The organism is Pantoea wallisii (genome assembly GCF_002095485.1).
GTDB classification, from domain to species: Bacteria; Pseudomonadota; Gammaproteobacteria; order Enterobacterales; family Enterobacteriaceae; genus Pantoea; species Pantoea wallisii.
In genome coordinates this window covers 1-20,776 of record NZ_MLFS01000005.1, presented here as the reverse complement: position 1 = coordinate 20,776, position 20,776 = coordinate 1, and the positions used below count along the sequence as shown (strand labels likewise).

At 54.2% G+C, this 20,776-nt stretch carries 20 protein-coding genes and 5 pseudogenes; 17 read left to right on the top strand and 8 right to left on the bottom strand.

The window, feature by feature from the left end; all coding sequences use genetic code 11:
- Positions 1 to 15 precede the first annotated feature (15 nt).
- The 8 genes and pseudogenes from HA48_RS02845 to HA48_RS02810 all read left to right on the top strand — a co-directional run bounded on the left by HA48_RS02845 (position 16) and on the right by HA48_RS02810 (position 6,887).
- A pseudogene (locus tag HA48_RS02845) lies at positions 16 to 1,415 on the top strand (glycoside hydrolase family 1 protein).
- Positions 1,412 to 1,714 carry a PTS lactose/cellobiose transporter subunit IIA gene (locus HA48_RS02840; protein ID WP_128599691.1) on the top strand — a complete coding sequence of 101 codons (303 nt, stop codon included), beginning with the start codon at positions 1,412 to 1,414 and terminating at the stop codon, positions 1,712 to 1,714. The pseudogene HA48_RS02845 and the gene HA48_RS02840 overlap by 4 nt, the downstream one beginning before the upstream one ends.
- Before the next feature lie 160 nt (positions 1,715 to 1,874).
- On the top strand, positions 1,875 to 3,257 hold the full coding sequence (locus HA48_RS02835; RefSeq protein WP_128599690.1) for a carbohydrate porin: 1,383 nt from the start codon (positions 1,875 to 1,877) through the stop codon (positions 3,255 to 3,257).
- A gap of 220 nt (positions 3,258 to 3,477) precedes the next feature.
- Positions 3,478 to 4,040, top strand: a pseudogene (locus HA48_RS02830) (fasciclin domain-containing protein).
- A 42-nt stretch (positions 4,041 to 4,082) separates the two neighbouring features.
- Positions 4,083 to 4,637: an RNA polymerase sigma factor gene (locus HA48_RS02825; RefSeq protein WP_128599689.1), complete on the top strand. Its 555-nt coding sequence runs from the start codon at positions 4,083 to 4,085 to the stop codon at positions 4,635 to 4,637.
- Positions 4,634 to 5,281: an anti-sigma factor gene (locus HA48_RS02820; protein WP_128599688.1), complete on the top strand. Its 648-nt coding sequence runs from the start codon at positions 4,634 to 4,636 to the stop codon at positions 5,279 to 5,281. Before HA48_RS02825 ends, HA48_RS02820 begins: the two co-directional genes overlap by 4 nt.
- 140 nt (positions 5,282 to 5,421) lie before the next feature.
- Positions 5,422 to 6,278 (top strand): annotated as a pseudogene (locus HA48_RS22905) (manganese catalase family protein).
- A 204-nt stretch (positions 6,279 to 6,482) separates the two neighbouring features.
- A complete protein-coding gene (locus HA48_RS02810; protein WP_128599687.1) occupies positions 6,483 to 6,887 on the top strand; it encodes a cupin domain-containing protein in 405 nt (134 codons plus the stop codon).
- Positions 6,888 to 7,011: 124 nt separating this feature from the next.
- Here HA48_RS02810 and HA48_RS02805 read toward each other — a convergent pair whose 3' ends face one another.
- Positions 7,012 to 7,569, bottom strand: coding sequence for an NUDIX domain-containing protein (locus tag HA48_RS02805; RefSeq protein WP_244182786.1), 558 nt, complete (start codon positions 7,567 to 7,569; stop codon positions 7,012 to 7,014).
- Positions 7,570 to 7,661: 92 nt separating this feature from the next.
- Positions 7,662 to 8,153: a glutathione peroxidase gene (locus HA48_RS02800; RefSeq protein WP_128599686.1), complete on the bottom strand. Its 492-nt coding sequence runs from the start codon at positions 8,151 to 8,153 to the stop codon at positions 7,662 to 7,664.
- Between the two features lie 291 nt (positions 8,154 to 8,444).
- On the opposite strand from HA48_RS02800, the gene HA48_RS02795 reads away from it, so the two are divergent.
- A complete protein-coding gene (locus tag HA48_RS02795) occupies positions 8,445 to 8,660 on the top strand; it encodes a YdgH/BhsA/McbA-like domain containing protein (RefSeq protein WP_128599685.1) in 216 nt (71 codons plus the stop codon).
- Positions 8,661 to 8,745: 85 nt separating this feature from the next.
- On the opposite strand, the gene HA48_RS02790 is transcribed toward HA48_RS02795, so the two are convergent.
- On the bottom strand, positions 8,746 to 9,132 hold the full coding sequence (locus HA48_RS02790; protein WP_128599684.1) for a VOC family protein: 387 nt from the start codon (positions 9,130 to 9,132) through the stop codon (positions 8,746 to 8,748).
- Positions 9,133 to 9,364: 232 nt separating this feature from the next.
- Here HA48_RS02790 and HA48_RS02785 point away from each other — a divergent pair, with 232 nt between their 5' ends.
- Positions 9,365 to 9,814, top strand: a complete 450-nt coding sequence (locus HA48_RS02785) for a carboxymuconolactone decarboxylase family protein (RefSeq protein WP_128599683.1) — start codon at positions 9,365 to 9,367, stop codon at positions 9,812 to 9,814.
- A gap of 28 nt (positions 9,815 to 9,842) precedes the next feature.
- On the opposite strand, the gene HA48_RS02780 is transcribed toward HA48_RS02785, so the two are convergent.
- Positions 9,843 to 10,778: a LysR family transcriptional regulator gene (locus HA48_RS02780; RefSeq protein WP_128599682.1), complete on the bottom strand. Its 936-nt coding sequence runs from the start codon at positions 10,776 to 10,778 to the stop codon at positions 9,843 to 9,845.
- 96 nt (positions 10,779 to 10,874) lie between these two features.
- On the opposite strand from HA48_RS02780, the gene HA48_RS02775 reads away from it, so the two are divergent.
- A complete protein-coding gene (locus HA48_RS02775; protein WP_128599681.1) occupies positions 10,875 to 11,366 on the top strand; it encodes a GNAT family N-acetyltransferase in 492 nt (163 codons plus the stop codon).
- Between the two features lie 222 nt (positions 11,367 to 11,588).
- The gene (locus HA48_RS02770) at positions 11,589 to 12,314 is read left to right on the top strand and encodes a pirin family protein (protein ID WP_128599680.1); all 726 of its coding nucleotides are present in this window, start codon (positions 11,589 to 11,591) and stop codon (positions 12,312 to 12,314) included.
- A 107-nt stretch (positions 12,315 to 12,421) separates the two neighbouring features.
- On the opposite strand, the gene HA48_RS02765 is transcribed toward HA48_RS02770, so the two are convergent.
- The 4 genes and pseudogenes from HA48_RS02765 to HA48_RS02750 form a co-directional block, all read right to left on the bottom strand.
- Positions 12,422 to 13,243, bottom strand: a complete 822-nt coding sequence (locus HA48_RS02765) for an alpha/beta fold hydrolase (RefSeq protein ID WP_128599679.1) — start codon at positions 13,241 to 13,243, stop codon at positions 12,422 to 12,424.
- Positions 13,244 to 13,288: 45 nt separating this feature from the next.
- Positions 13,289 to 14,919, bottom strand: a pseudogene (locus HA48_RS02760) (MFS transporter).
- Positions 14,906 to 15,327: pseudogene (locus tag HA48_RS02755) on the bottom strand (DoxX family protein). Before HA48_RS02755 ends, HA48_RS02760 begins: the two co-directional pseudogenes overlap by 14 nt.
- A 5-nt stretch (positions 15,328 to 15,332) precedes the next feature.
- Positions 15,333 to 17,210 carry an amidohydrolase gene (locus HA48_RS02750; RefSeq protein WP_128599678.1) on the bottom strand — a complete coding sequence of 626 codons (1,878 nt, stop codon included), beginning with the start codon at positions 17,208 to 17,210 and terminating at the stop codon, positions 15,333 to 15,335.
- Between the two features lie 322 nt (positions 17,211 to 17,532).
- On the opposite strand from HA48_RS02750, the gene HA48_RS02745 reads away from it, so the two are divergent.
- The 5 genes from HA48_RS02745 to HA48_RS02725 all read left to right on the top strand — a co-directional run.
- Positions 17,533 to 18,225 carry a hydrolase gene (locus HA48_RS02745; protein WP_128599677.1) on the top strand — a complete coding sequence of 231 codons (693 nt, stop codon included), beginning with the start codon at positions 17,533 to 17,535 and terminating at the stop codon, positions 18,223 to 18,225.
- Between the two features lie 55 nt (positions 18,226 to 18,280).
- Positions 18,281 to 18,523, top strand: a complete 243-nt coding sequence (locus HA48_RS02740; RefSeq protein ID WP_128599676.1) for a DUF1427 family protein — start codon at positions 18,281 to 18,283, stop codon at positions 18,521 to 18,523.
- A 2-nt stretch (positions 18,524 to 18,525) separates the two neighbouring features.
- Positions 18,526 to 18,780, top strand: coding sequence for a DUF1427 family protein (locus HA48_RS02735; RefSeq protein WP_128599675.1), 255 nt, complete (start codon positions 18,526 to 18,528; stop codon positions 18,778 to 18,780).
- Positions 18,781 to 18,823: 43 nt separating this feature from the next.
- Positions 18,824 to 19,210 carry a response regulator transcription factor gene (locus HA48_RS02730; protein WP_128599674.1) on the top strand — a complete coding sequence of 129 codons (387 nt, stop codon included), beginning with the start codon at positions 18,824 to 18,826 and terminating at the stop codon, positions 19,208 to 19,210.
- On the top strand, positions 19,207 to 20,776 hold a 1,570-nt coding region (locus tag HA48_RS02725), incomplete at its 3' end, for a serine/threonine protein kinase (protein WP_158086953.1). The genes HA48_RS02730 and HA48_RS02725, both read left to right, overlap by 4 nt.

Here is a 20,776-nt window from a genome sequence, read left to right as displayed (position 1 = left end):
TGCCGGAGAGAAACCATGAAGTATGTATTTCCTGAGAATTTCTGGTGGGCAGTGCCAGCTCCGCGTTACAGACCGAAGGTGATAGCCTGGCGGGTGGCAAAAGCGCCACCACATGGGATGTCTGGTATGCGCAGCAGCCCTGGCGCTTTCATCAAAATATCGGGCCGGCAAATACCTCCACCTTTTACCAACACTGGCGGCAGGATATCGCCCTGCTAAAGCAGCTCAACCACAACAGCTTTCGGACTTCACTGAGCTGGTCGCGGCTGATTCCGGACGGCACCGGTGAGGTGAATCCGGAAGCGGTCACCTTCTACAATAACGTGATTGATGAACTGCTGGCGCAGGGCATCAAGCCCTTTATTACGCTGTTTCACTTTGATATGCCGATGGTGATGCAGCAAAAAGGCGGCTGGGAGAGCCGCGAAGTGGTGGCTGCCTTTAGCCGTTATGCCCAAATCTGCTTTGACCTGTTCGGCGATCGCGTGCTGCACTGGTTCACGTTTAACGAGCCGATTGTGCCGGTTGAGGGTGGCTATCTCTATGATTTCCACTATCCCAATGTTGTCGATTTCAGGCGTGCGGCAACGGTGGCGTATCACACGGTGCTGGCGCACGCGTCGGCGGTGCGCGCGTATCGGGCAGGGCAGTACCGCGGTGAAATTGGTATCGTGCTGAACCTGACGCCCTCTTATCCACGTTCGCAGCATCCGGCGGATATCACTGCCGCCCACCATGCCGATCTGCTGTTTAATCGCAGCTTCCTCGACCCGGTTTTACGCGGCGAATATCCGGCGGATCTGGTGGCGCTGCTGCGCCAGCACGATCAACTGCCTGTCACGCAGCCAGACGATTGTGCGCTCATCGCCGAGGGTAAAATCGATCTGCTGGGCGTCAATTACTATCAGCCACGCCGGGTGAAATGCCGTGACAGCGCGGTTAATCCTGAATCGCCATTTATGCCGGAATGGTTTTTTGAAAACTATGAGATGCCTGGCCGCAAAATGAATCCGTATCGTGGTTGGGAAATTTATGAACCCGGCATCTATGACATCCTGACCAATTTACGGGTTAATTACGGTAATCCGCGCTGTTTTATTTCAGAGAACGGCATGGGCGTTGAAAATGAGCAGCGCTTTGTGCAGGAGGGCATAATTGACGATCAATATCGGATCGATTTTATTACTGAGCATTTAAAATGGCTGCATAAAGGCATCAGTGAAGGTGCACATTGCCTTGGCTATCACATGTGGACCTTTATCGATAACTGGTCATGGTGTAACGGTTATAAAAACCGTTATGGCTTTGTGCAGCTTGATTTAGCCACTCAGCAGCGCACCGTGAAAAAGAGCGGTGCATGGTTTGCCGCGACGTCGGCTAATAATGGTTTTAGTGAGCAGGAGCAGAGCAGATGATTGATTTAGAAGAAGCGGTGATGGAGATCATTGTGAACTCAGGGCACGCCAGAAGCCTGTGCTTTGAGGCGCTGCAGGCTGCGCGTCAGGGAAGTCCTGAAGAGGCGCAGAAACTGTTACAGGAGTCGGATACCTTTGCCCGGCAGGCGCATAAAATGCAGACAGCATTAATTGAGCAGGATGCAGGCGAGGCAAAACAGCCGATGACATTAATTATGGTGCATGCACAGGATCATTTAATGACGTCGATACTGGCGCGTGAATTATCTGCTGAGATTGTTCATCTCTATCAGCGTTAATAGATTATTCGCGGGCCGGATGAATAAGCAGTACCCAATATGTAATGACGAAACCTCTGTGAGTTAAAAAATAAACTGCGCTCCCGGGCGACGGCATGCTTTTGTGCTGCGTCCGGCGAGAACGCGATGACCTGAAATAACTGATGATATCGGGACAACAATGAAAAAGAATATAAAGCTGCCGGCGTCGCTGCTGGCTATAGCTTCGCTTTGCTCTGGAACGGTAGCGGCACAGGAGTTCACGCAGGAACAAATTGACGCCATTGTGGCAAAAGCCGTTGATAAAGCCCTGGCCGAACGGCAGGCCAAATTGGATACCGCAGTAAATAAACAGGCTGATGTTATTAATGAACCACAAAGTCCGGCGCAATCTCCGGATCTGGCTATTCCCTATGGGGTGAAGTTCACGGGCTATGCCCGTTACGGCGCGCACTTCCAGAGTGGCGATCAGAAATATGTGGGTGTAGACGGCTCTTACAATGGCGCTTCGGCCATCGGGCGTCTGGGTAATGAAGGCAATGGCGGCGAATTCCAGCTTTCCAAAGCGTTTAAAGGGGATAACGGAGCCATCTGGGACGTCAACGTGATGATCGATCACTGGGGCGACGAGGTTAACCTTAAAAAAGCCTATGCCGGCGTAACTAACATTCTCGCCTCCAATCCCGACGCCTATATCTGGGCGGGACGCGATTTCCACCAGCGTCCGCAGCAGGGCATCAACGACTATTTCTGGATGAACCATGATGGTCAGGGAGCGGGGATTAAAGACTTTGATCTGGGTGGGGTGAAGTTTGACGTTGCCGCTGTCGCTGCTGTGGAGTCGTGCAGCCCGGAAGTGATGGAGGATGAAGCCAATCCGTCGCGCATTACCTGTACCGGGGGCTCAGGCACCGGTGATAAAGGCAACTATGCGCTGACATCAAAAATTCACGGTATGAAGGTGGGTCCGCTGGATCTGGAGATCTATGCAAACTATGGCTTTGACTCTAAAGCGGTTGAAGATCAGGAGCGTCTGAAAGCCTGGCAAGGCGCGTTTGTATTAAGCCATACCGGGGATAACAGCGTAAATAAAGTGATCGCCCGCTACTCTGATAACGCCGATAACAGCGTTTACAATAAAACCGACGACTTAAAAACACTATATGCCAGCTTTGAGGGTAGCTATAAATTTACGCCACAGGCGCAGGTGGAATATCTGCTCGCTTTCCATGATTACGACAACAGTGCCGATCAGAGTGAAAACCGTAAAAACTACGGCGCCATTGTACGGCCGATGTACTGGTGGAACGATGTGCACTCGACCTGGCTGGAAGCGGGTTATCAGCGCGTTGATTATGATATGGGCGGTGATAACCACGGCTGGAAGCTGACGTTATCGCAAAATATCTCTATCGCCATGGGACCAGAGTTCCGTCCGATGCTGCGTTTCTACGTCACCGGCGGTGAAGTGGATAACAAGCGTACCGCACGCGTGCAGGGCAGCAATGATAATACGCAGCTGGATTCATTCAACGTTGGCGCAATGTGGGAAGCCTGGTTCTAATCTGCAAGGTGAAAAAACAGGCAGCAGCTAAGAGGTCGCTGCCGGTTGTAAACCATAGATGTTACAGCCACTTAGCAGTTTTTGTGGCGCGCTCATTTCTGGTGCCGTCGGGGAAAACAGCTATATTTAAAAATTTTCGCGATCCGCTGCATCCGTTTACGCTGCTTTTCCGTATATCCCATTGTGAGCAACTTCATTGCTCCTTAATCGAGGATATATGATGAAAAAGTTAACCCGCCTTTCCGTTGTATTCGCCGCACTTTTCGTCTCAGCAGGCTCCTGGGCCGCCATGAACAACAACACTGTCATGGTAGGTGGCGCGGCAATGTATCCGCAAAAAGATATCGTTGAAAATGCTCTCAACTCTAAAGACCACACTACGCTGGTCGCGGCCGTGAAGGCAGCGGGGCTGGTTGAAACACTACAAGGTAAAGGTCCGTTTACGGTATTTGCACCGACAAACGCTGCGTTTGCCAAATTGCCGGCGGGCGCGGTTGATACACTGCTTAAACCGGAAAATAAGGCGAAGCTGAGCAGCGTACTGACTTACCATGTGGTTGCCGGCAAATATGACATGAAAGCGCTGGACCAAAAGATTAAACAGGGCGGTGGTCATGCCGAACTAAAACGGTAAACGGTAAGCCTTTATGGATCATGAATAACGGTCCGCACAATATTCAGCTCAAAGATGGGCAGGGTAATATTGCCAATATCAGCACGTATGATGTGTACCAGAAAAATGGTGTTATCAACGTCATTGATACTGTTCTGATGCCTGAATAAGTGCCTATACTCGGATTGGATTTACACCCATCCGGACACTCTATGGACGCAGCCCAGGCGCAAGAGCTTAATACTTTGATCAAGGCGGTCGTGAATGGCGACCGCCGTGCCTTTGAACGGCTCTACCGGCTCACATCGCCACAGCTGTTTGCTGTGGCATTGCGCACCTTGGGTAATCGCGTTTGGGCGGAAGATGTTCTGCATGACTGCTTTATTACGGTGTGGAACAGTGCCCCATCGTTTAACCCTGCGCTAAGTTCCCCTATGACGTGGATGACGCACATCGTGCGCAACCGGTGCATTGACTGGCTGCGGAGCAGCTATATCCGACAGGTACGTAACAGCGAGCCGATTACTGATGAAGGGTTTAAACCCTCAGGTGACGAGCAGAATGACGCACGCGATAAAAATCAGGCTGAGCGTTTACATCACTGCCTGCAAAATTTAAGCAGTGAACAGCGGCAAAGTATCTCTCTGGCCTACTATCAGGGGATGTCTCACAGTGATATCGCTGACTGGCTGCAGCAGCCTGTCGGCTCGGTTAAAAGCTGGATTCGCCGGGGTCTGGCGCATCTGCGGGAGTGCGTGGGCTTATGAACACACATCAACAGCGCGATGAAGCTCTGGCTGCGGAGTATGCGCTGGGTACACTGCGCGGTGCGGCCAGGTTACGTTTCCAGCGAAGGTTAAAAACGGAGCCTGAACTGGCCGCTGCAGTGGCGCGCTGGCTAAATCTGTTGAGCGGTATGGATAATCATCTGCAACCGATCGCGCCGCCTGAACGCGTATGGAAAAAAATCGCGCTCGCGCTGCCGGAGAAAGCCCCCACGCATCACTATCCGCGTTCACTTCCCTGGCTTACCGCGGCCGGGCTGGTCTTCGCTGTACTTCTCTATACCTTTGTCATCCGTCCGTCTGCGCTTGCGCCATTGACGGTGCTCAATGGCGAGCAGCATAGCGGCCAGTGGGTTGTTAGCGCCAGCAGTACGCGCGATCGCCTCGAGCTTACACCGGTAAATGTTACGCGTGTCGCTTCAGACAAGAGTCTTGAGCTATGGGTGATTCCGGCCGGGCGCGCTCCGGTTTCACTGGGCCTTATTGAGGGTGGATCAGCCCGCACCATTGAGATTACAAAAGCGATCTCTATGGAGAATGCTGTGCTGGCCGTGAGCCTGGAACCCAGGGGCGGATCAACAACCGGGCAGCCCACAGGGCCGGTGTTATACAGTGCCAAACTATAGGTCTGCCGGAGCATAACCAATAAAAGGCGCGACCGGTCGCGGTGCGCTTATTGAAAATGATTCTCGTTACGCTTTATTTATCCGGTTTCACCAGCCAGGCTTTTTCCTGCCAAGATATTTAAATCTACCAGGAGAAAGTCATGTTTCATCACTCATCTAAAATGCAATTCCCCGTTCGGGTTGAAAAGGCAGATCCTGAATTCGCCATGCTGCTGCAACAGGCTATCGGTGGCGTAGAAGGGGAGATTCGTGTAGCAATGCAGTACTTCTTCCAGGCGATGGGCGCGCGTGGCGATGCCCGCATCAGAGATCTGTTAATTTCCACGGCAACCGAAGAGCTTAGCCATATTGAGATGCTGGGCTATGCCGTTGCCCTGAATCTTGAAGGCGCGCCGCTCTCCTATCAGGAAGCGTCGGCAAAAGATCCATTGTTAACGCGATTCTGGGGGGCATGAATCCTCGTCATATTCTCTCTTCGGGATTGGCAGCAATGCCGGTCAACGCCAACGGCATGCCTTTTGATATGAGCCATATCTATGCCTCCGGTAACGTCGCTGCGGATATGCTGGCCAATGTCACGGCGGAGGCAACCGGGCGCGTACTGGCGACCCGACTGTATAACCTCACCGAAGATAAAGGCATGAAAGATTTCCTCTCATTCCTTATTGCCCGCGATACCATGCATCAGCAACAGTGGCTGGCAGTGATTGAGGATATGGGTGGCCTGAACGCCTCACTGCCGATTCCAAACAGCTTCCCGCAGGAGAGTGAAGCGCAGGAGCACTCATACTATTGCCTGAACACCTCCCTGGATAAACCACTGCCAAAAGGTCGCTGGAGCGAGGGCCCGGCGTTTGACGGACGCGGCGAATTTACCGCTAAAGAGCAGCCTGACATTTTAGGCCAGGAGCCTGTACTGGGCCCTGCACGTCCGGGATCCGGTGCACAGCAGGAGCAAATCGAGGGAGTTGTACCACCGGTAAACGGACCGGTTTAAAGCTCTTCTGCTCTAAGCTGAACAGAGCCAGAGCACGTTATCCGCAGGGGCTTTATATCAGGCCCCTGTACTGTTTTTTGTGCGGGTGAATAATAAAGGGTTGAGCCCGGTAGAATTTCTTAATACACCCCTCAGTAAGCCGATATGCCTGCATCAGCTACACTTCCGCCTGACAATACAGAGATCTAACGAGCAGGAGGAGTCATGACGGACGATAAGCGGTCATCAAATGAAGGCACCACAGAGATTGAGCATAAGCGGGTACTGCAAAGCGGAACCGCATGGAACGGACAACCCTATACGAAGTATCCGGAAGGTAAGCCCTCAATATCTGTCATGCGCATGTCTTTGCCTGCGCACAGTGAACTGCCGTGGCACATCCATGCTATGCCGAATACAGCCTATGTTCTGTCCGGCCAACTGACCATCGAAGACAAAGAGACGGGAGCTACCTGCTGCGTTAAAGCGGGTGAGGCCGTAAATGAAACCGTCAACAGTGCGCATCGTGGTTATACGACTGAACAGGCGACGGAGCTGGTGATTTTTTATGCCGGTTTCGAAGGGCAGGAACTCTCTGAGCCGCTACCCGGTGAAGAACCTGAATTTTAATCCTGACAGGCTCAGGAACAGCAATATCAGGCGTTATCTGTCCGCTTTATAAGAGAAGCGGGCATGATACTCTTCATTAAAAAGGAAGATATCCATACTGTGAAACCTAACCTTTTCATCTCGTTTATTTTGAGCCGCTGCATGAGAGCATATTTTTTGCCGTCGCCAGCAGGAAAGCGGTCACGGAAGTCGCATCAGTGATTTCGCCATCACATATCAATTGAGAAAAGACACTGATTTTGATTTTTTTCACCGTCAGGTCGTACTCTTCTTCGTCAAGTTGCTGTCCGGTAAACGTTAGCTGTGTGGCAAGGTAGATATGATAACCCTGCGCTGAGTAGCCCTGTGCGAGCTTCTGATATCCGACATACGTCATTTTACCCGCGCTCAACCCCGTTTCTTCTTTTAATTCGCCTCTTGCGATGTCTTCAGGCGCAGCATCGGGAGAGCACTCCCAACTTCCCTGTGGCAGTTCTGTGGTTCTCTGGCCCAGCGGATAACGGTATTGCTCAACCAGATAGATTTCATCATTCTCAACCGGAATAACAACCACGAAATCATCTTTTTCAATCACGGAGTAGAGCCCCTCGCTACCGTCGGCTCTTAAAATGCGATCTTCCTTAAGCGTCATCCAGCGGTTGCGGTAAATTTGTCTGGATGCCAATGTTTTTATCTCTCTCACTCTATCCTCCTTATTTCGGGAGATTGTTAGTCACCATGATGCAATACGATCCCGGGGAAAATGCCCGCGCAATAGCAGCCTGGTGGTTCCTGTCAGGCTTCCTCAGTTTTAAGTGTTGCAAGTATTGCAGTTTCTATTTTCTCGGGTGTAGAGATCGGGGCAAAACGTTTAAGTGGTTTGCCATCACGCCCGATCAAAAACTTTGTGAAGTTCCACTTGATTCGGCCACCCAGCACACCGGGCAGTTCATCTTTCAGATAACGAAACAGCGGGTGCGCTGCGGGACCATTTACCTCCACTTTTTCGAACATCGGAAAGCTCACCCCGTAGTTAATGTGGCAAGTCTGCGCGATTTCATCAGCATTGCCGGGCTCCTGCTTACCGAACTGATTGCAGGGAAACCCAAGCACCACTAAACCCTGATCAGCGTACTTCTTGTAGAGGGATTCAAGTCCCGCATATTGAGGTGTGAACCCACAATGGCTGGCGGTATTGACGACCAGAATGACTTTGCCAGCGTAGTCTGCCATAGAGATTTGCTGGCCCCGTAGGCTGGAAGCGGTAAGTTGGTAAAAGGTGCTCATAGCGGAATCCTCAGAACAGAACCAACCGAACTTCAATGTGGTCAGGTAGCGCGAGTTGGCGGTTTAGAGCCATGATAATCACTTTTTATTTACGAAGGCAGGCCTGAAAAGCGTTATCTGTGATGCACTAAAGCATCGGTTCTCAAATTGATATCGGCAATGCTATTAACGTGATAGTTAGCATGAATACAATGTCGGCACTTATTGTTAATTTGTTAATAGTAACCTTGGATATCATTACCTCATCGAAAGCAAATATGCTTTCAACTACACAAACCAAGGATAAAGACCATGAAAACTATCAAAGCAATGTCAATCGCCGCTGTTGCCGCTCTTTCACTGATGTCAGCTGCCAGCTTCGCGCAAACCGTTACCGCTACTTCTCTGACTCTTGACGGTGCGGAAGCGAAAATCGCCGCGCAGGCTCAGCAGGATGGTGCTCAGTACAAAATTATTGAAGCGAGTAACGGCAACGTTGTACATATGACCGCTGAATTATACAAATAAGAAGTGGTAGCAAAAATCAGTGCTGAAGACGGTCGCCCATCGGGCGGCCTTTTTGCATCTGCGCTCGCAATATTTGCGGAGTCGCTCAGGCCCATGCTCTGTTCTGCAGCACAACTCTGTATCCATCGTGGTCAGCGAACGTTTTTCCATTAATCGCCCAATAAGGGTTAAAAGACCGCACTTCAATGAAACCTGCAGCGAGCATCTTTTCACCGGTATTACGCCACGCCTGTTCGTCAGAAAAATAGAGCACCAGTAAATCCTCTTCCGTTGGCAAAGGCTTCACCGGATGATCCTGGCAATGGGTAAACTCCAGATGCCAGCCGAGATCCGCCCGACCCAGCATGATTCCATCGAAACCCGCATGATCGTTAAAGGCACCCAGCTTTTGCAGCCCTAGTCCGTTGCTATACAGCAAAAAGGAGCGGTCAGGATTAGTCACGGGTCTGGCAATGCGCATATGAGTAAACATCAGGGGCTCCAGTCAATAAGCTGTTGTAATCTTCAGGAGTCTATCGCGAATCAGCGCGCGCATTTGTTCCTGAGAGCCTGGCATATTTGTTCTTCTGTGCGTATTTGCAAGCTGCGACATCGCCCGGTTGCTGCAAGGGCGATGTCCTACCTGTTTTTTCAGTTTTTGCATCTTTTTTATCAATCCTGAGCCGCTAATATCGCAGCAAACGATCTCACAAAGGAAAAACGCTATGACCCGTCCAAACTGGTTTCAGGTATCAACGGAAGGTGCAAAAGCGCTGGGCGCACTGCATCACTACGCCACCACCGGAACAAACCTGCCTGATCAGTTAGTGCACCTGGTATTTTTAAGAGCTTCACAAATTAACGGCTGCGCACACTGCATTGATATTCACACGCGGGATCTGATCAAAAGCGGCATGTCGGTAGACAAGATAGTACTGATACCGGTCTGGGAGGAGGCGGCTTATCTCTTCTCTGAGAGGGAGAAGGCGGCACTGGCCTGGACAGAAGAGGTCACGCGCGTCAGTGAAACCCACGCGTCAGATGAAGCCTATGCCGCTGCGCTATCGGTATTTGGGGAAAAGGAGCTGGTCGAACTTACTATCGTTATTGCTACCATGAACGCCCTTAATCGTATGGGGATTAGCTTCAGAATGAAGCCGTTGGCAAAAGCCTGAATCCGGGCAACAGGTGCCCTTACCGCGGTCAAGCAATATCAGAAAGAGTACGTCCCTGACAATTTTTAACGTTACTCACCATAATGGTTTTTAGCCAGTCAGCGGCTTCGCGTTTGCCGCTGCGCTTATGCGAATAGATCTTTACGGTAAAGCGTGGGGCTTTAAACGGCAGATCAAATATTTTGACGCCTGCAATCTGTGCAAACTTATCGGCAACGAAGGTCGGAATAGCCATTAAGAGATCACTTTCAGCGACGATAAACGGTGAACTCAGCATTGATGGCGTTTTTATTACGATGTTACGTTTCAGCCCCAGGCGTTCAAGATGGGAATCCAGCAAACCCTGTTTCTCATTCCAGGGGGTAACTACCAGATGGCCGGCTGCAAGATAAGCCTCCAGCGTCAGGCTGGTTCTCTGCATATTACTGGCCACAACAAACTCATCGCTGAAGAGATCTGTCTCCTCCATCTCCGGGTGCTTATCATCGCCTGGCTCGCTAAAGCTCAGGGCCAGATCGACTTCCCCCGCTAAAAGCTCCGTAAGTGCCGGATTGTGCGGCAAATGGCACAGTTCAAAGCGCAGGTTGGGCGCTGATGCATTAAGGGCCTTCATCAGGCCGGGAAATACGCAAAAGGCCGTGTAATCGGTCACCGCGATTTTGAAACAGCCATCGTTTAACATCGGGTTAAACGGCTCTGCCGGGCAGAGGTGTTTATTCAGTGATGCCAGCGTCTCAGCAATGAATGGCGCAAGCTCACAGGCGTAGACGCTCGGACACATTTTATGGCCGTCACGGTAAAACAGCGGATCTTTCAAGAATTCACGCAAACGCGATAGCGCATGGCTAAGCGCCGAGGTACTCAGGGAGAGTTCAATCGCCGCCAGCCGGACCGAGCGATGCCTGAACACAGCATCGAAAACCGGCAATAAGTTCAGATCCAGCCGGCGTAATACATGATGCATGAAATTCACCTGTTGTTGATTTTATTGCAATTCATTCACGCAACATTAACGATTATTATCAACTGCTACAATCCCCTGCAGAGAAAGAACCCCCTTATGACCCTGACTGTCCGCCAGGCATGCCCGGAAGATGCTGAAGCCATCTACAACATGATTGCTGAACTGTCGGTGTATAAACAGGGATTACAGGATTCACTGACCAGTCCAGAACAGATCAGAACCATGCTGTTCAGCCCGGAGAGTAATACCGAGGCATTCATCTGCGAAATGGGCGGCTTTATCGCCGGCTATGCCGTTATCACCAGCAGCTACTCCGCGTGGCTGGGCCGCCGTGGCATCTACATGGAAGATCTCTACTTCTCGCCCGATTACCGTGGTCTGGGCGTTGGGAAAGCGCTGCTTAAATTCATTGCTCAGGAAGCGGTAAAGCGACAGTGCGGCCGCATTGAGTGGAGCGCGCTCAGCTGGGATCAGCCTGCGAAAGAGTTTTATCAGAGCATTGATGCGTTGCCCCTGAACGAATGGGTGCGTTACCGGCTTGATGGTGCCGCGCTGCACCGGTTTGCCGACGGTCGTTTCAGTGAATAAAGGTTAATCTTTCGGTCGCGCATGCCGCCTGGCGACCATCCTCACGCTATGTCTTTCACTCAATCAGCATCACTGCTACGTAACTTCTGCTACAGGCTAATTGACAACTAAATTGATACATTCTTTGCCAAATCAGCTTATTGTAGCGCAAATGGGTTTACGATAATTTCTCTCCTATCGGAAAGGCGATAACGCCTGACCCCACTTTCAGGAGAAAATATCATGATTGAACAACGCTTAGCTGACTCCCGCGGATTAGGCGATCACGGCTGGTTGCACTCACGTCACACCTTTTCGTTTGCCAACTACTGGGACCCGAAGCAGACCGGCTTCTCCGATCTGCTGGTCATCAACGATGATAAAGTGGCGCAGGGCCGTGGCTTTGGTGCTCACCCACACAGCAATATGGAGATTATCTCTTATGTGCTTGAGGGTGCGCTGGAGCATAAAGACTCCATGGGTACCGGCTCGGTGATTGTGCCGGGCGATATCCAGCTGATGAGTGCCGGTACCGGCGTGACGCACAGTGAGTTCAACCACTCGCAGGAGCAGGGCGTTCATTTCCTGCAAATCTGGGTGGTCCCTGCTGAAAAAGGTGGCGCGCCCGCTTATCAGCAGACCCGCGTCACCGCAGCGGAGAAGAGAGGCAAATTTAAACTGGTGATTTCGCCGGAGGGTGAGAGCGGCTCACTGAAAATTCGCCAGGATGTGCGTATCTACGCTGGCCTGTTTGACGGTGCAGAGCAGGAGACCATTACGCTGGATAAGGATCGCTATGCTTACATCCACGTTGCCCGAGGCAGTGTAACGGTGAACGGCATGGTGTTTAACGCCGGCGATGGTGCGCGCGTGCGTAACGAATCGGCGCTGACGTTCAGTCACGGCGAGCAGGCCGAAGTGCTGCTGTTTGATCTGCGCCCGTTAGAGACGAACCATCCGTCACGCTAAAAAAAAGACCGGCTGCTTAGCCGGTCAGAGACACAGGTCGAAATAGAGAGCTACACGATAATAAACGGCCAGCATGAGGGAGCGGGCCGTTTATTTCTGCTATCCGCTTACAGCGATTGCAGGAACGCCAGCAGATCGGCATTCAGTTCATCGCTGTGCGTCACGGCAAAACCGTGCGGCGCATTGTCATACACTTTCAGTTTCGCGCCAGCGATCATCTCTGCGGCCACTTTTCCGGTAGACTCAAAGGGTACAACCTGATCGTTGCTGCCGTGAATCACCAGCGTCGGCACGTCGATTTTCGCCATATCCGGACGGAAATCGGTTTCTGAGAACGCCGTTACGCAATCCAGCGTGCCTTTAAGCGATGCCAGCAGCGCGATATTCAGCGTCTGCGTCAGCACGCCCGCAGAGACGGTCTGTCCCGCATTAGTGCCGTAGAACGGCGCGGCAAAATCACTGATAAACTGTGCGCGATCTTTGCGTAATCCCTGACGAATTCCCTCGAACACGCTGAGATCCACACCCGCCGGATAATCTGCCGCCTTGCCGAAGATTGGCGTAACGGCACCCAGCAGCACCAGACCATCCACGCGGCCAGTACCATAGTTGTTGATGTAGCGCGTCACGTCGCCACCGCCCATAGAGAAGCCGACCAGCGTCACGTCCTGCAGGTCAAGGCAGGTGATGAGATCGTTAATGTCTGACGCGAACGTATCGTAATCGTACCCGGTCCACGGCTGGTCAGATCGACCAAAACCACGGCGATCAAACGCGATAACACGGTAACCGTTCTCAGCCAGGAAGTTCAGCTGGTTGTCCCACATGTCGCCATCCAAAGGCCAGCCGTGGCTGAACAGCACCGGCTTACCTTTGCCCCAGTCTTTGTAATACAAGCATGTACCATCTGCGGTCTTGATTGTGCTCATCGTCTTTTCCTTGCCTTAAGTAAAACATCATTGAGAGAGTGATTTTTACACCGGTGCCACCAGATAGCGGGCCTGCGGCAGATTTTGCCCTGATGGAATGCGTAAACCCGCGTCTGAATTTTTTGATCGTTCATGGTGTAGCGCTCAAGCTGGCGCAGATGCTCCATCCACGACCCCACCACAAAGGTTTCAACAAAGATGCCCGGCTGGAGGATATCCTCGTAAACGGCCCAGTTATCGCCACCGCCACGGCGACGCACGCGGCGCATGTCCTGCATACACAGGATAAAGTCACGCGCATCCTCTGTGCGAATCAGGTACTCATAGCTCACGCGCACCGGGCCACGATCGTGATGAATCTCCAGTGCCGGCACGGCTTCACTGCTGTCGCTCACATCCAGGTTGAGATCCGGGTCCTGATCCAGGCGCCAGCGCAGCACGGTCAGGCAGGCCAGCGCCATGCCACCGGTGGCCACGCAGAGTGAAACCGGAATACCGTAATGTGAGGCCAGCTGGCCCCAGATGGCGCTGCCCACGGTCATTGAGCCGAAAAACACCGTCAGGTAGACCGCCAGCGCACGGGCTTTAACCCACTTTGCCGCACTGCGTTGCGCCCCGACGTTCAACGTAGAGAGCACGGCAATCCACGCAAAACCGGTAAAGAACTCAAACGCATTCAGCAGCCAGAAGTGGCGCACGAAGGCCAGCGCCAGCATGGTAGCGGCGAACATCAGGCTGGCCAGCACCATCAATCGATCCGGATTGAAGCGTTTACGCAGGCGCGGCAGCATAATGGCACCACAAATGGCCCCCACGCCGATGAAAGCCAGCATGATGCCGTAACCGCCCGGTCCTAATCCCAGCTCGCGACGCGCCACCAGCGGTAGCAGGGCCCAGCCGGCGCTACCGAACACAAAGAACGCCACGGTACGCACCAGGACATTACGCAGCACCGGCGCCGCATGCACATAGCGCAGGCCGGCGCGCACGGCGGAAAAGAAGTGCTCCGGCGGCAGACGCTGTACGGTGGGTTCCGCTCTCCAGCGGTAAAGCACCCACGCCACGCCCAGTACGGACAGCGCGTTCAGCATGAACACCATCCACGGGCCGGCAAAGGAGAGGATCAACCCGCCCAGCGCCGGACCGATGGCACGGCTGATGTTAATTCCCAGCGAATTCAGCGCGATAGCCGGGCTGAGTTCACTTTTATCAACCAGATCCGGCACGATGGCCTGAAACGGCGGTGAGCTCATGGCGGCACCGGCGCTCATCAGAAAGGCCGCAATCAGCAATACCAGCGGCGTGACGTGGCCGGTAAAGGAGAGCACGGTCAAGCCTGTCGCCGCGATAAACACCCATAGCTGTGAAAACAGCAGATATTTGCGCCGATCGATAATGTCCGCCAGCACGCCGGAGGGCAGGGCGAACAGGAACATCGGCAGGCTACTGGCGGCCTGCACCAGCGCAACGTTGAGCGGGTCGGCGCTCAATGTCAGCATGGTCCAGTTGACGCCAACATCGTTCATCCATGAACCGATGTTTGACACCACCGTGGCGATCCACAGCATGCGAAAGACCGGCTGGCGCAGTGGCTGCCAGGGTGAAGCCGCTGCCGCAGGCACCGGCGCAGCCTCTTCGTCCTGCGTAGCGGTATGGATATCGTTAACCTGCGCCATATCTGATCCTCTGCTGCGGGGCCGCGCCGACGCGCCATCTGCCCGGTCCGGTGATGGCCAGCGTGGTGAAGATAATCAGCAACAGCCAGCCAAACTGGCCCTCGGCGATGCTCCAGTCAGGATGGACAAACACCATCGCCACCAGCAGCACACCGATGATCGGCAGGCAGGCGATACGCGTAAACACACCCGCCAGGATGAATAATGGGCAGATCACCTCGCAAAAATAGCCGGTAGCAGGCTCATATAAGGACCAAGGCCAAACGGGTCTTCGATCCGCGTCAGTTCTTCGCTGAAGTGAAACACCTTGGGTAGCCCGTGCACGTACAGCAACAGTAGGCAGCCGGTCAGGCGCAGGAAGAACAGCCCCGCATCAACGCGGGGCGGCTGAGAAAATTGACTCTTCATGGCGATCAGAACGCGAAGCAGCTGCAGCCGAGCGCGCCCCAGAAGGCGTTCTCCTCGGACACTGGCAGGTTGGCGCCGCGTGCGACATCATGCGAGTGGCTGTGTACGCCGCACGGGCCACTGCACTGGTGCGGCATCTGCTGCATGCCGACGCGGGTTTGTGCGGTTGGCGGGGCACTGCGGAAGTGGCCCGGCACCTTCACGACCGGTGACCACTCCGGTAAAACCGGAATCGACGGCGGGGCTTCGCCGCTGAAAGCGCCGGCTGCGTACACAATGTTGCCATCCACGACCGTCAGCACAGATTCGATGCCTTTGATCTCCTCTTCCGGTACGCTGAAGTAGTCTTTACTCAGCACTACCATGTCCGCCAGCTGGCCGGCTTTAATCTGGCCCTTTTTACCCTGCTCGCTGGAGAACCAGGCGCTGCCCTGGGTCCACAACATCAGCGCGGTGTCACGATCCAGACGTGCATTGACGTCATACATCTGCATGCCGCCAACGGTACGACCGGAAACCAGCCAGTAAAGTGCGGTCCACGGGTTATAGCTGGCGACGCGCGTTGCATCGGTTCCCAGACCCACCGGAACGCCGGTCTCCAGCATGCGCGCCACGGGCGGTGTGTGACGGGTCGCTTCAATACCGTAGCGCTCAGCAAAGTATTCGCCCTGGAATGCCATACGATGCTGCACGGCGATGCCGCCGCCCAGCTCTTTGATGCGATCGATGTTGCGCTGAGTCACGGTCTCCGCATGGTCAAAGAACCAGTGCAGGCCATTAAACGGAATCTCGCGGTTAACTTTCTCAAACACATCCAGCATGCGGCTGATCGATTCGTCGTACGTAGCATGCAGGCGGAACGGCCAGCGGTGTTCGACCAGATGGCGCACCACGCGCTCCAGCTCATCTTCCATGCCTGGTGCCAGATCGGGACGCGGCTCAAGGAAATCTTCGAAATCAGCTGCGGAGAACACCAGCATCTCGCCGGCGCCGTTGTGGCGGAAGTAATCACTGCCCTGGCCTGGGGTCAGCATGTCCGTCCACTTCTCAAAATCCTCCAGCTCATGCCCGGGACGCTGCGTAAACAGGTTGTAGGCAATACGGAGGGTCATCTGCTTCTTCTCGTGCAGCTCTGCGATGACTTCATAATCTTCCGGGTAGTTCTGGAAGCCGCCGCCGGCATCAATGGCGCTGGTCAGGCCAAGACGGTTCAGCTCACGCATAAACTGACGGGTTGAGTTCACCTGCTGTTCCAGCGGCAGTTTTGGCCCTTTCGCCAATGTGGCGTAGAGAATCATCGCGTTCGGACGGGCAATCAGCATGCCGGTCGGGTTGCCATTACTGTCGCGCTGAATTTCGCCGCCCGGCGGGTTTGGCGTGTCTTTGGTGTAGCCCACCACTTTCAGCGCGGCACGGTTGAGCAGGGCGCGATCGTACAGGTGCAGAACGAAGACCGGCGTATCCGGCGCGGCTTCGTTGATCTCGTCCAGCGTTGGCATGCGGCGCTCGGCAAACTGGAATTCGGTCCAGCCGCCCACCACGCGCACCCACTGCGGCGATGGCGTGCGCAGCGCCTGCTCTTTCAGCATCCGCAGGGCGTCCGCAACGGAGGGTACGCCTTCCCAGCGCAGTTCGAGGTTATAGTTCAGACCACCGCGAATCAGGTGCAGGTGCGAATCGTTCAAACCGGGGATCGCCGTGTGGCCCTTCAGATCGATCACTTTCGTGCCGTCACAGTGATACTGCATCACCTCTGCCTGCGTACCGACGTGCAGAAATTTTCCGTCACGAATGGCGACGGCATCAGCAATCGGATTGCCGCGATCGACCGTGTGGAACCGGCCATGAGTCAAAATGACGTCTGCTTTACCTAACGTAACCATAGAACCTCCTGAAAGGGGCTGTCCGGAACGGCGATGAGCGCCGTGGACAAAAAGATCTCCTGCAAAGACGCAGGGTAAGTAAGTGGCGGGATTATGATCAGGCGTAGCGGAAAGCGTCTAGTTATACAAAGGGATAGTTATACCTTCGTATAGTTATACCTAAAGATAATAGTGAGAAAAATCAAAGGTTCATACACTGCTCCCCAGACAGTCATCCGGCGGGCAGCGCATGAGCCGCTCTATCTGGCCTGCGGTGCCTGTCCCTGATATGCCATTTGTTATTTCACGAAACCTCATAACATCAACCTCAATGGGCACAAACATGACCACTCGCAAACTTGAAGTACTGACGCCGCAGAATTGCCAGATCATCTTTATCGACCAGCAGCCACAGATGGCGTTTGGCGTGCAGTCTATTGACCGCCAGGTGCTGAAAAATAACGTTGTTGCGCTGGCGAAAGCCGCCAAAGTGTTCAACATCCCAACCGTACTGACTACCGTTGAGACCGAAAGCTTCTCTGGCAACACGTTCCCGGAGCTGCTGGACGTGTTCCCGGGCCAGGACATCCTTGAGCGTACCTCCATGAACTCCTGGGATGACCAGAAAGTGCGTGACGCGCTGGCCGCCAACGGCAAGAAGAAGATCGTCGTCTCCGGCCTGTGGACCGAAGTGTGCAACAACACCTTCGCACTGTGCGCGATGCTGGAAGGCGATTATGAGATCTATATGGTCGCGGACGCATCGGGCGGCACCACCAAAGAGGCCCATGACTATGCCATGCAGCGCATGATCCAGGCGGGTGTGATCCCGGTAACCTGGCAGCAGGTGATGCTGGAGTGGCAGCGTGACTGGGCGCACAAAGAGACCTACAACGCCGTTATGGATATTGCGAAAGAGCACTCTGGCGCTTACGGCATCGGCGTTGATTACGCTTATACCATGGTGCATAAAGCGCCTTCACGTCAGAAATCTGAGCACCGTACCCTGGCACCTGTACCGGCTCCGGTTCGCTAATCTGTGCGGCCGATCTGCCCCCGTGGCCGATCGGCCCTCCTGCTAAGGAGGACCTGTGAGTCCTTTACTCATCTCTCTGGGTGCCGGTGTTGCCGCAGGCCTGATCTATGCGCTGCTGAAAGTGCGTTCTCCGGCCCCGCCGGCCGTGGCGCTGATCGGGCTGCTGGGCATGGTGATTGGCAGCTCGCTGGGCGGAACGCTCTTTAATCACGATTCGGCCGCTTCGCTGCCGGCCAGTAACGCCACGGCCGATCAACGCCCGGCCGCGCCGCACTTACTGCCGAAACAGGCGGGCTAACTATGTTGAAAACCTATATTTTATCGCTGCTGGCAGGCATACTCATCGGCGTCTTTTATGCGGTGATCGATGTCGGCTCGCCAGCGCCGCCTGTCATCGCCTTACTGGGCCTGTTAGGCATGCAAATCGGTGAGCACCTTATCCCGGTAGGCAAGCGACTTCTCAATCGCGAGAAGCTTCATCACTCCTGGTTCCGCCACGAATATCCGTCAGGCGGCATCGACACGCCAGCGTCGCCGCGCGACAAAACCTCCTAAGGATGCGCCTCAGGGAGTTGTGAACATTATTAAGGAATACAGCATGCAGCTGTCACAGCGCATCATTGTTATTGATGATGACCGTTCTGTTCGCAGTGCCCTGACTAACCTGCTGCAGTCTGAAGGTTATGCCACGCTGGCATTTGAATCAGCAGAAGATCTACTTGGTGATGACGCAGCGCTCAGGGAAGCCGCGCTGTTTATCATTGATGTTGAGCTCAAGGGAATGTCAGGTTTTGAACTCTTCAGGGAGCTGATCAACCGGCTGAAAAATCCACCCGGCATCATCATCTCCGGCAATGGCGATGACAACATGCTGTGGTACGCCATCAACCTCGGCGCGCTGGCGTTTATGCGTAAGCCTATTGATATTGATGTTTTGTTCGATCATATTCGGTGTGAGTTATCCGCCCGGACACTCCGCCCATGAGTTCTCTTTTTCTGTCGTTGAATGTCTCTGACGAAGCCGCTTTTGTCCTGCATAACGAGCTGGAATTCAGCCCGCTGGCGCATGAAGGCAATGTGGAGTGGCTGCTTGGCAGACATACTGTTTCGGATGAAACCTGCGTGCTGGCGACAGCGGCCAGTGAAGACGCCCTCTACCAGGTTACCCAGCGGCTGAAAAATGAGTATGCCATACGCGGCAGGCTGGCGGAGAGCTGGGCGCTGAAACCGCTCTGCTATACCTCCTGGCACGGGCGCTACGCTCTGATTTATCCCCCGTTTCCTTACCAGACGCTGGCCGGCCAGCTGCGTATGCCGCCGTGCAGCCTGAAAACATTCTTCCTCACTGCGACAAAGCTGTGCGAGGCGCTGGGCAAAATGCACCGGCAGGGTTTGGTACATGGTGACATCAAGCCCGCTCACCTCTTCTTTATGGAGAACGATGTGGTGCGACTGGGTGGCTTCGGCCTCTCACAGCTGGAGTCCGATCCGCAGCAGCATATGCGTATGCCGGTGCCGGGCGGCACGCTGGCGTATATGTCACCGGAGCATACCTCGCGTACTGCGCATCCGGTGAGTCGCGTCAGCGATCTCTACAGCCTCGGCATCGTGCTGTATGAACTGCTGACGGGCCGGTTACCTTACGGTAATGCCGGAGGATGCGTATCGGAGTGGGTGCACCACCACATTGCGTCAGAAGCGATCCCACCGCATAGCCTGCGCGACGATGTGCCGGTGGTGCTCTCCTCGATCATTTTGCGCCTGCTCGCCAAATCGCCGGAGAACCGCTACCAGACGGTTGAGGGCGTGCTGGCCGATCTCAAACGCTGTGCGCATCGCCTGATGCCGGATGGCCTTGTCGAATCTTTCACGCTGGGGCAGCAGGATATGCGGCCGCTGGCGCTATCCGCGGACGCGCTCTTTACGCATCATCGTCAGGCAACGGATATACTGGCCGCCTTCGATGAGGTGAGCCGCAGCGGTAAACACAGCCTGGTGTCGATCTGCGGTGCGCCAGGATCAGGAAAATCGGCGCTTATCGCGTCATCCTTGCGGGTTCTGCTAAAGAAAAAAGCGCTGCTGACCATGGTGAAGGCCGATCAGCACTCGCCGGTTTTGCCCTTTTCCGTGTTTGCCGCCGCGTTCCGTACCCTGACGCTGCATCTGCTTGGGCTACCGGCAGAGGAGATGGCGCGCTGGCGCGCGCATATTGCCCGCCTGCTGGGTAACTTTGCCGGACTGGCGGTCAGCCTGGTGCCTGAACTGAGCGTGCTGCTGAATCAGAAAGCCGTGGTACAGGCGGATGCGAGCGCGCCCGACGCGCGCGATCGCTTAAACCTGGTGGCCTGTAATCTGGTCAGAGCTTTTACTTCGCCCGCCAGGCCGCTGGTGATATTGATTGATGACGTACACTGGGCCGATCAGGCCACCGTCCAGCTGTTGCAAAATCTGCTCAGCCTGAACGAGGATATTCCGCTGTTGCTGGTAGTGAGTCACCGTGATAACGCGACGATTCCCTGCCCGGATGCCAGGTCCATGCCTGCACGTCTGT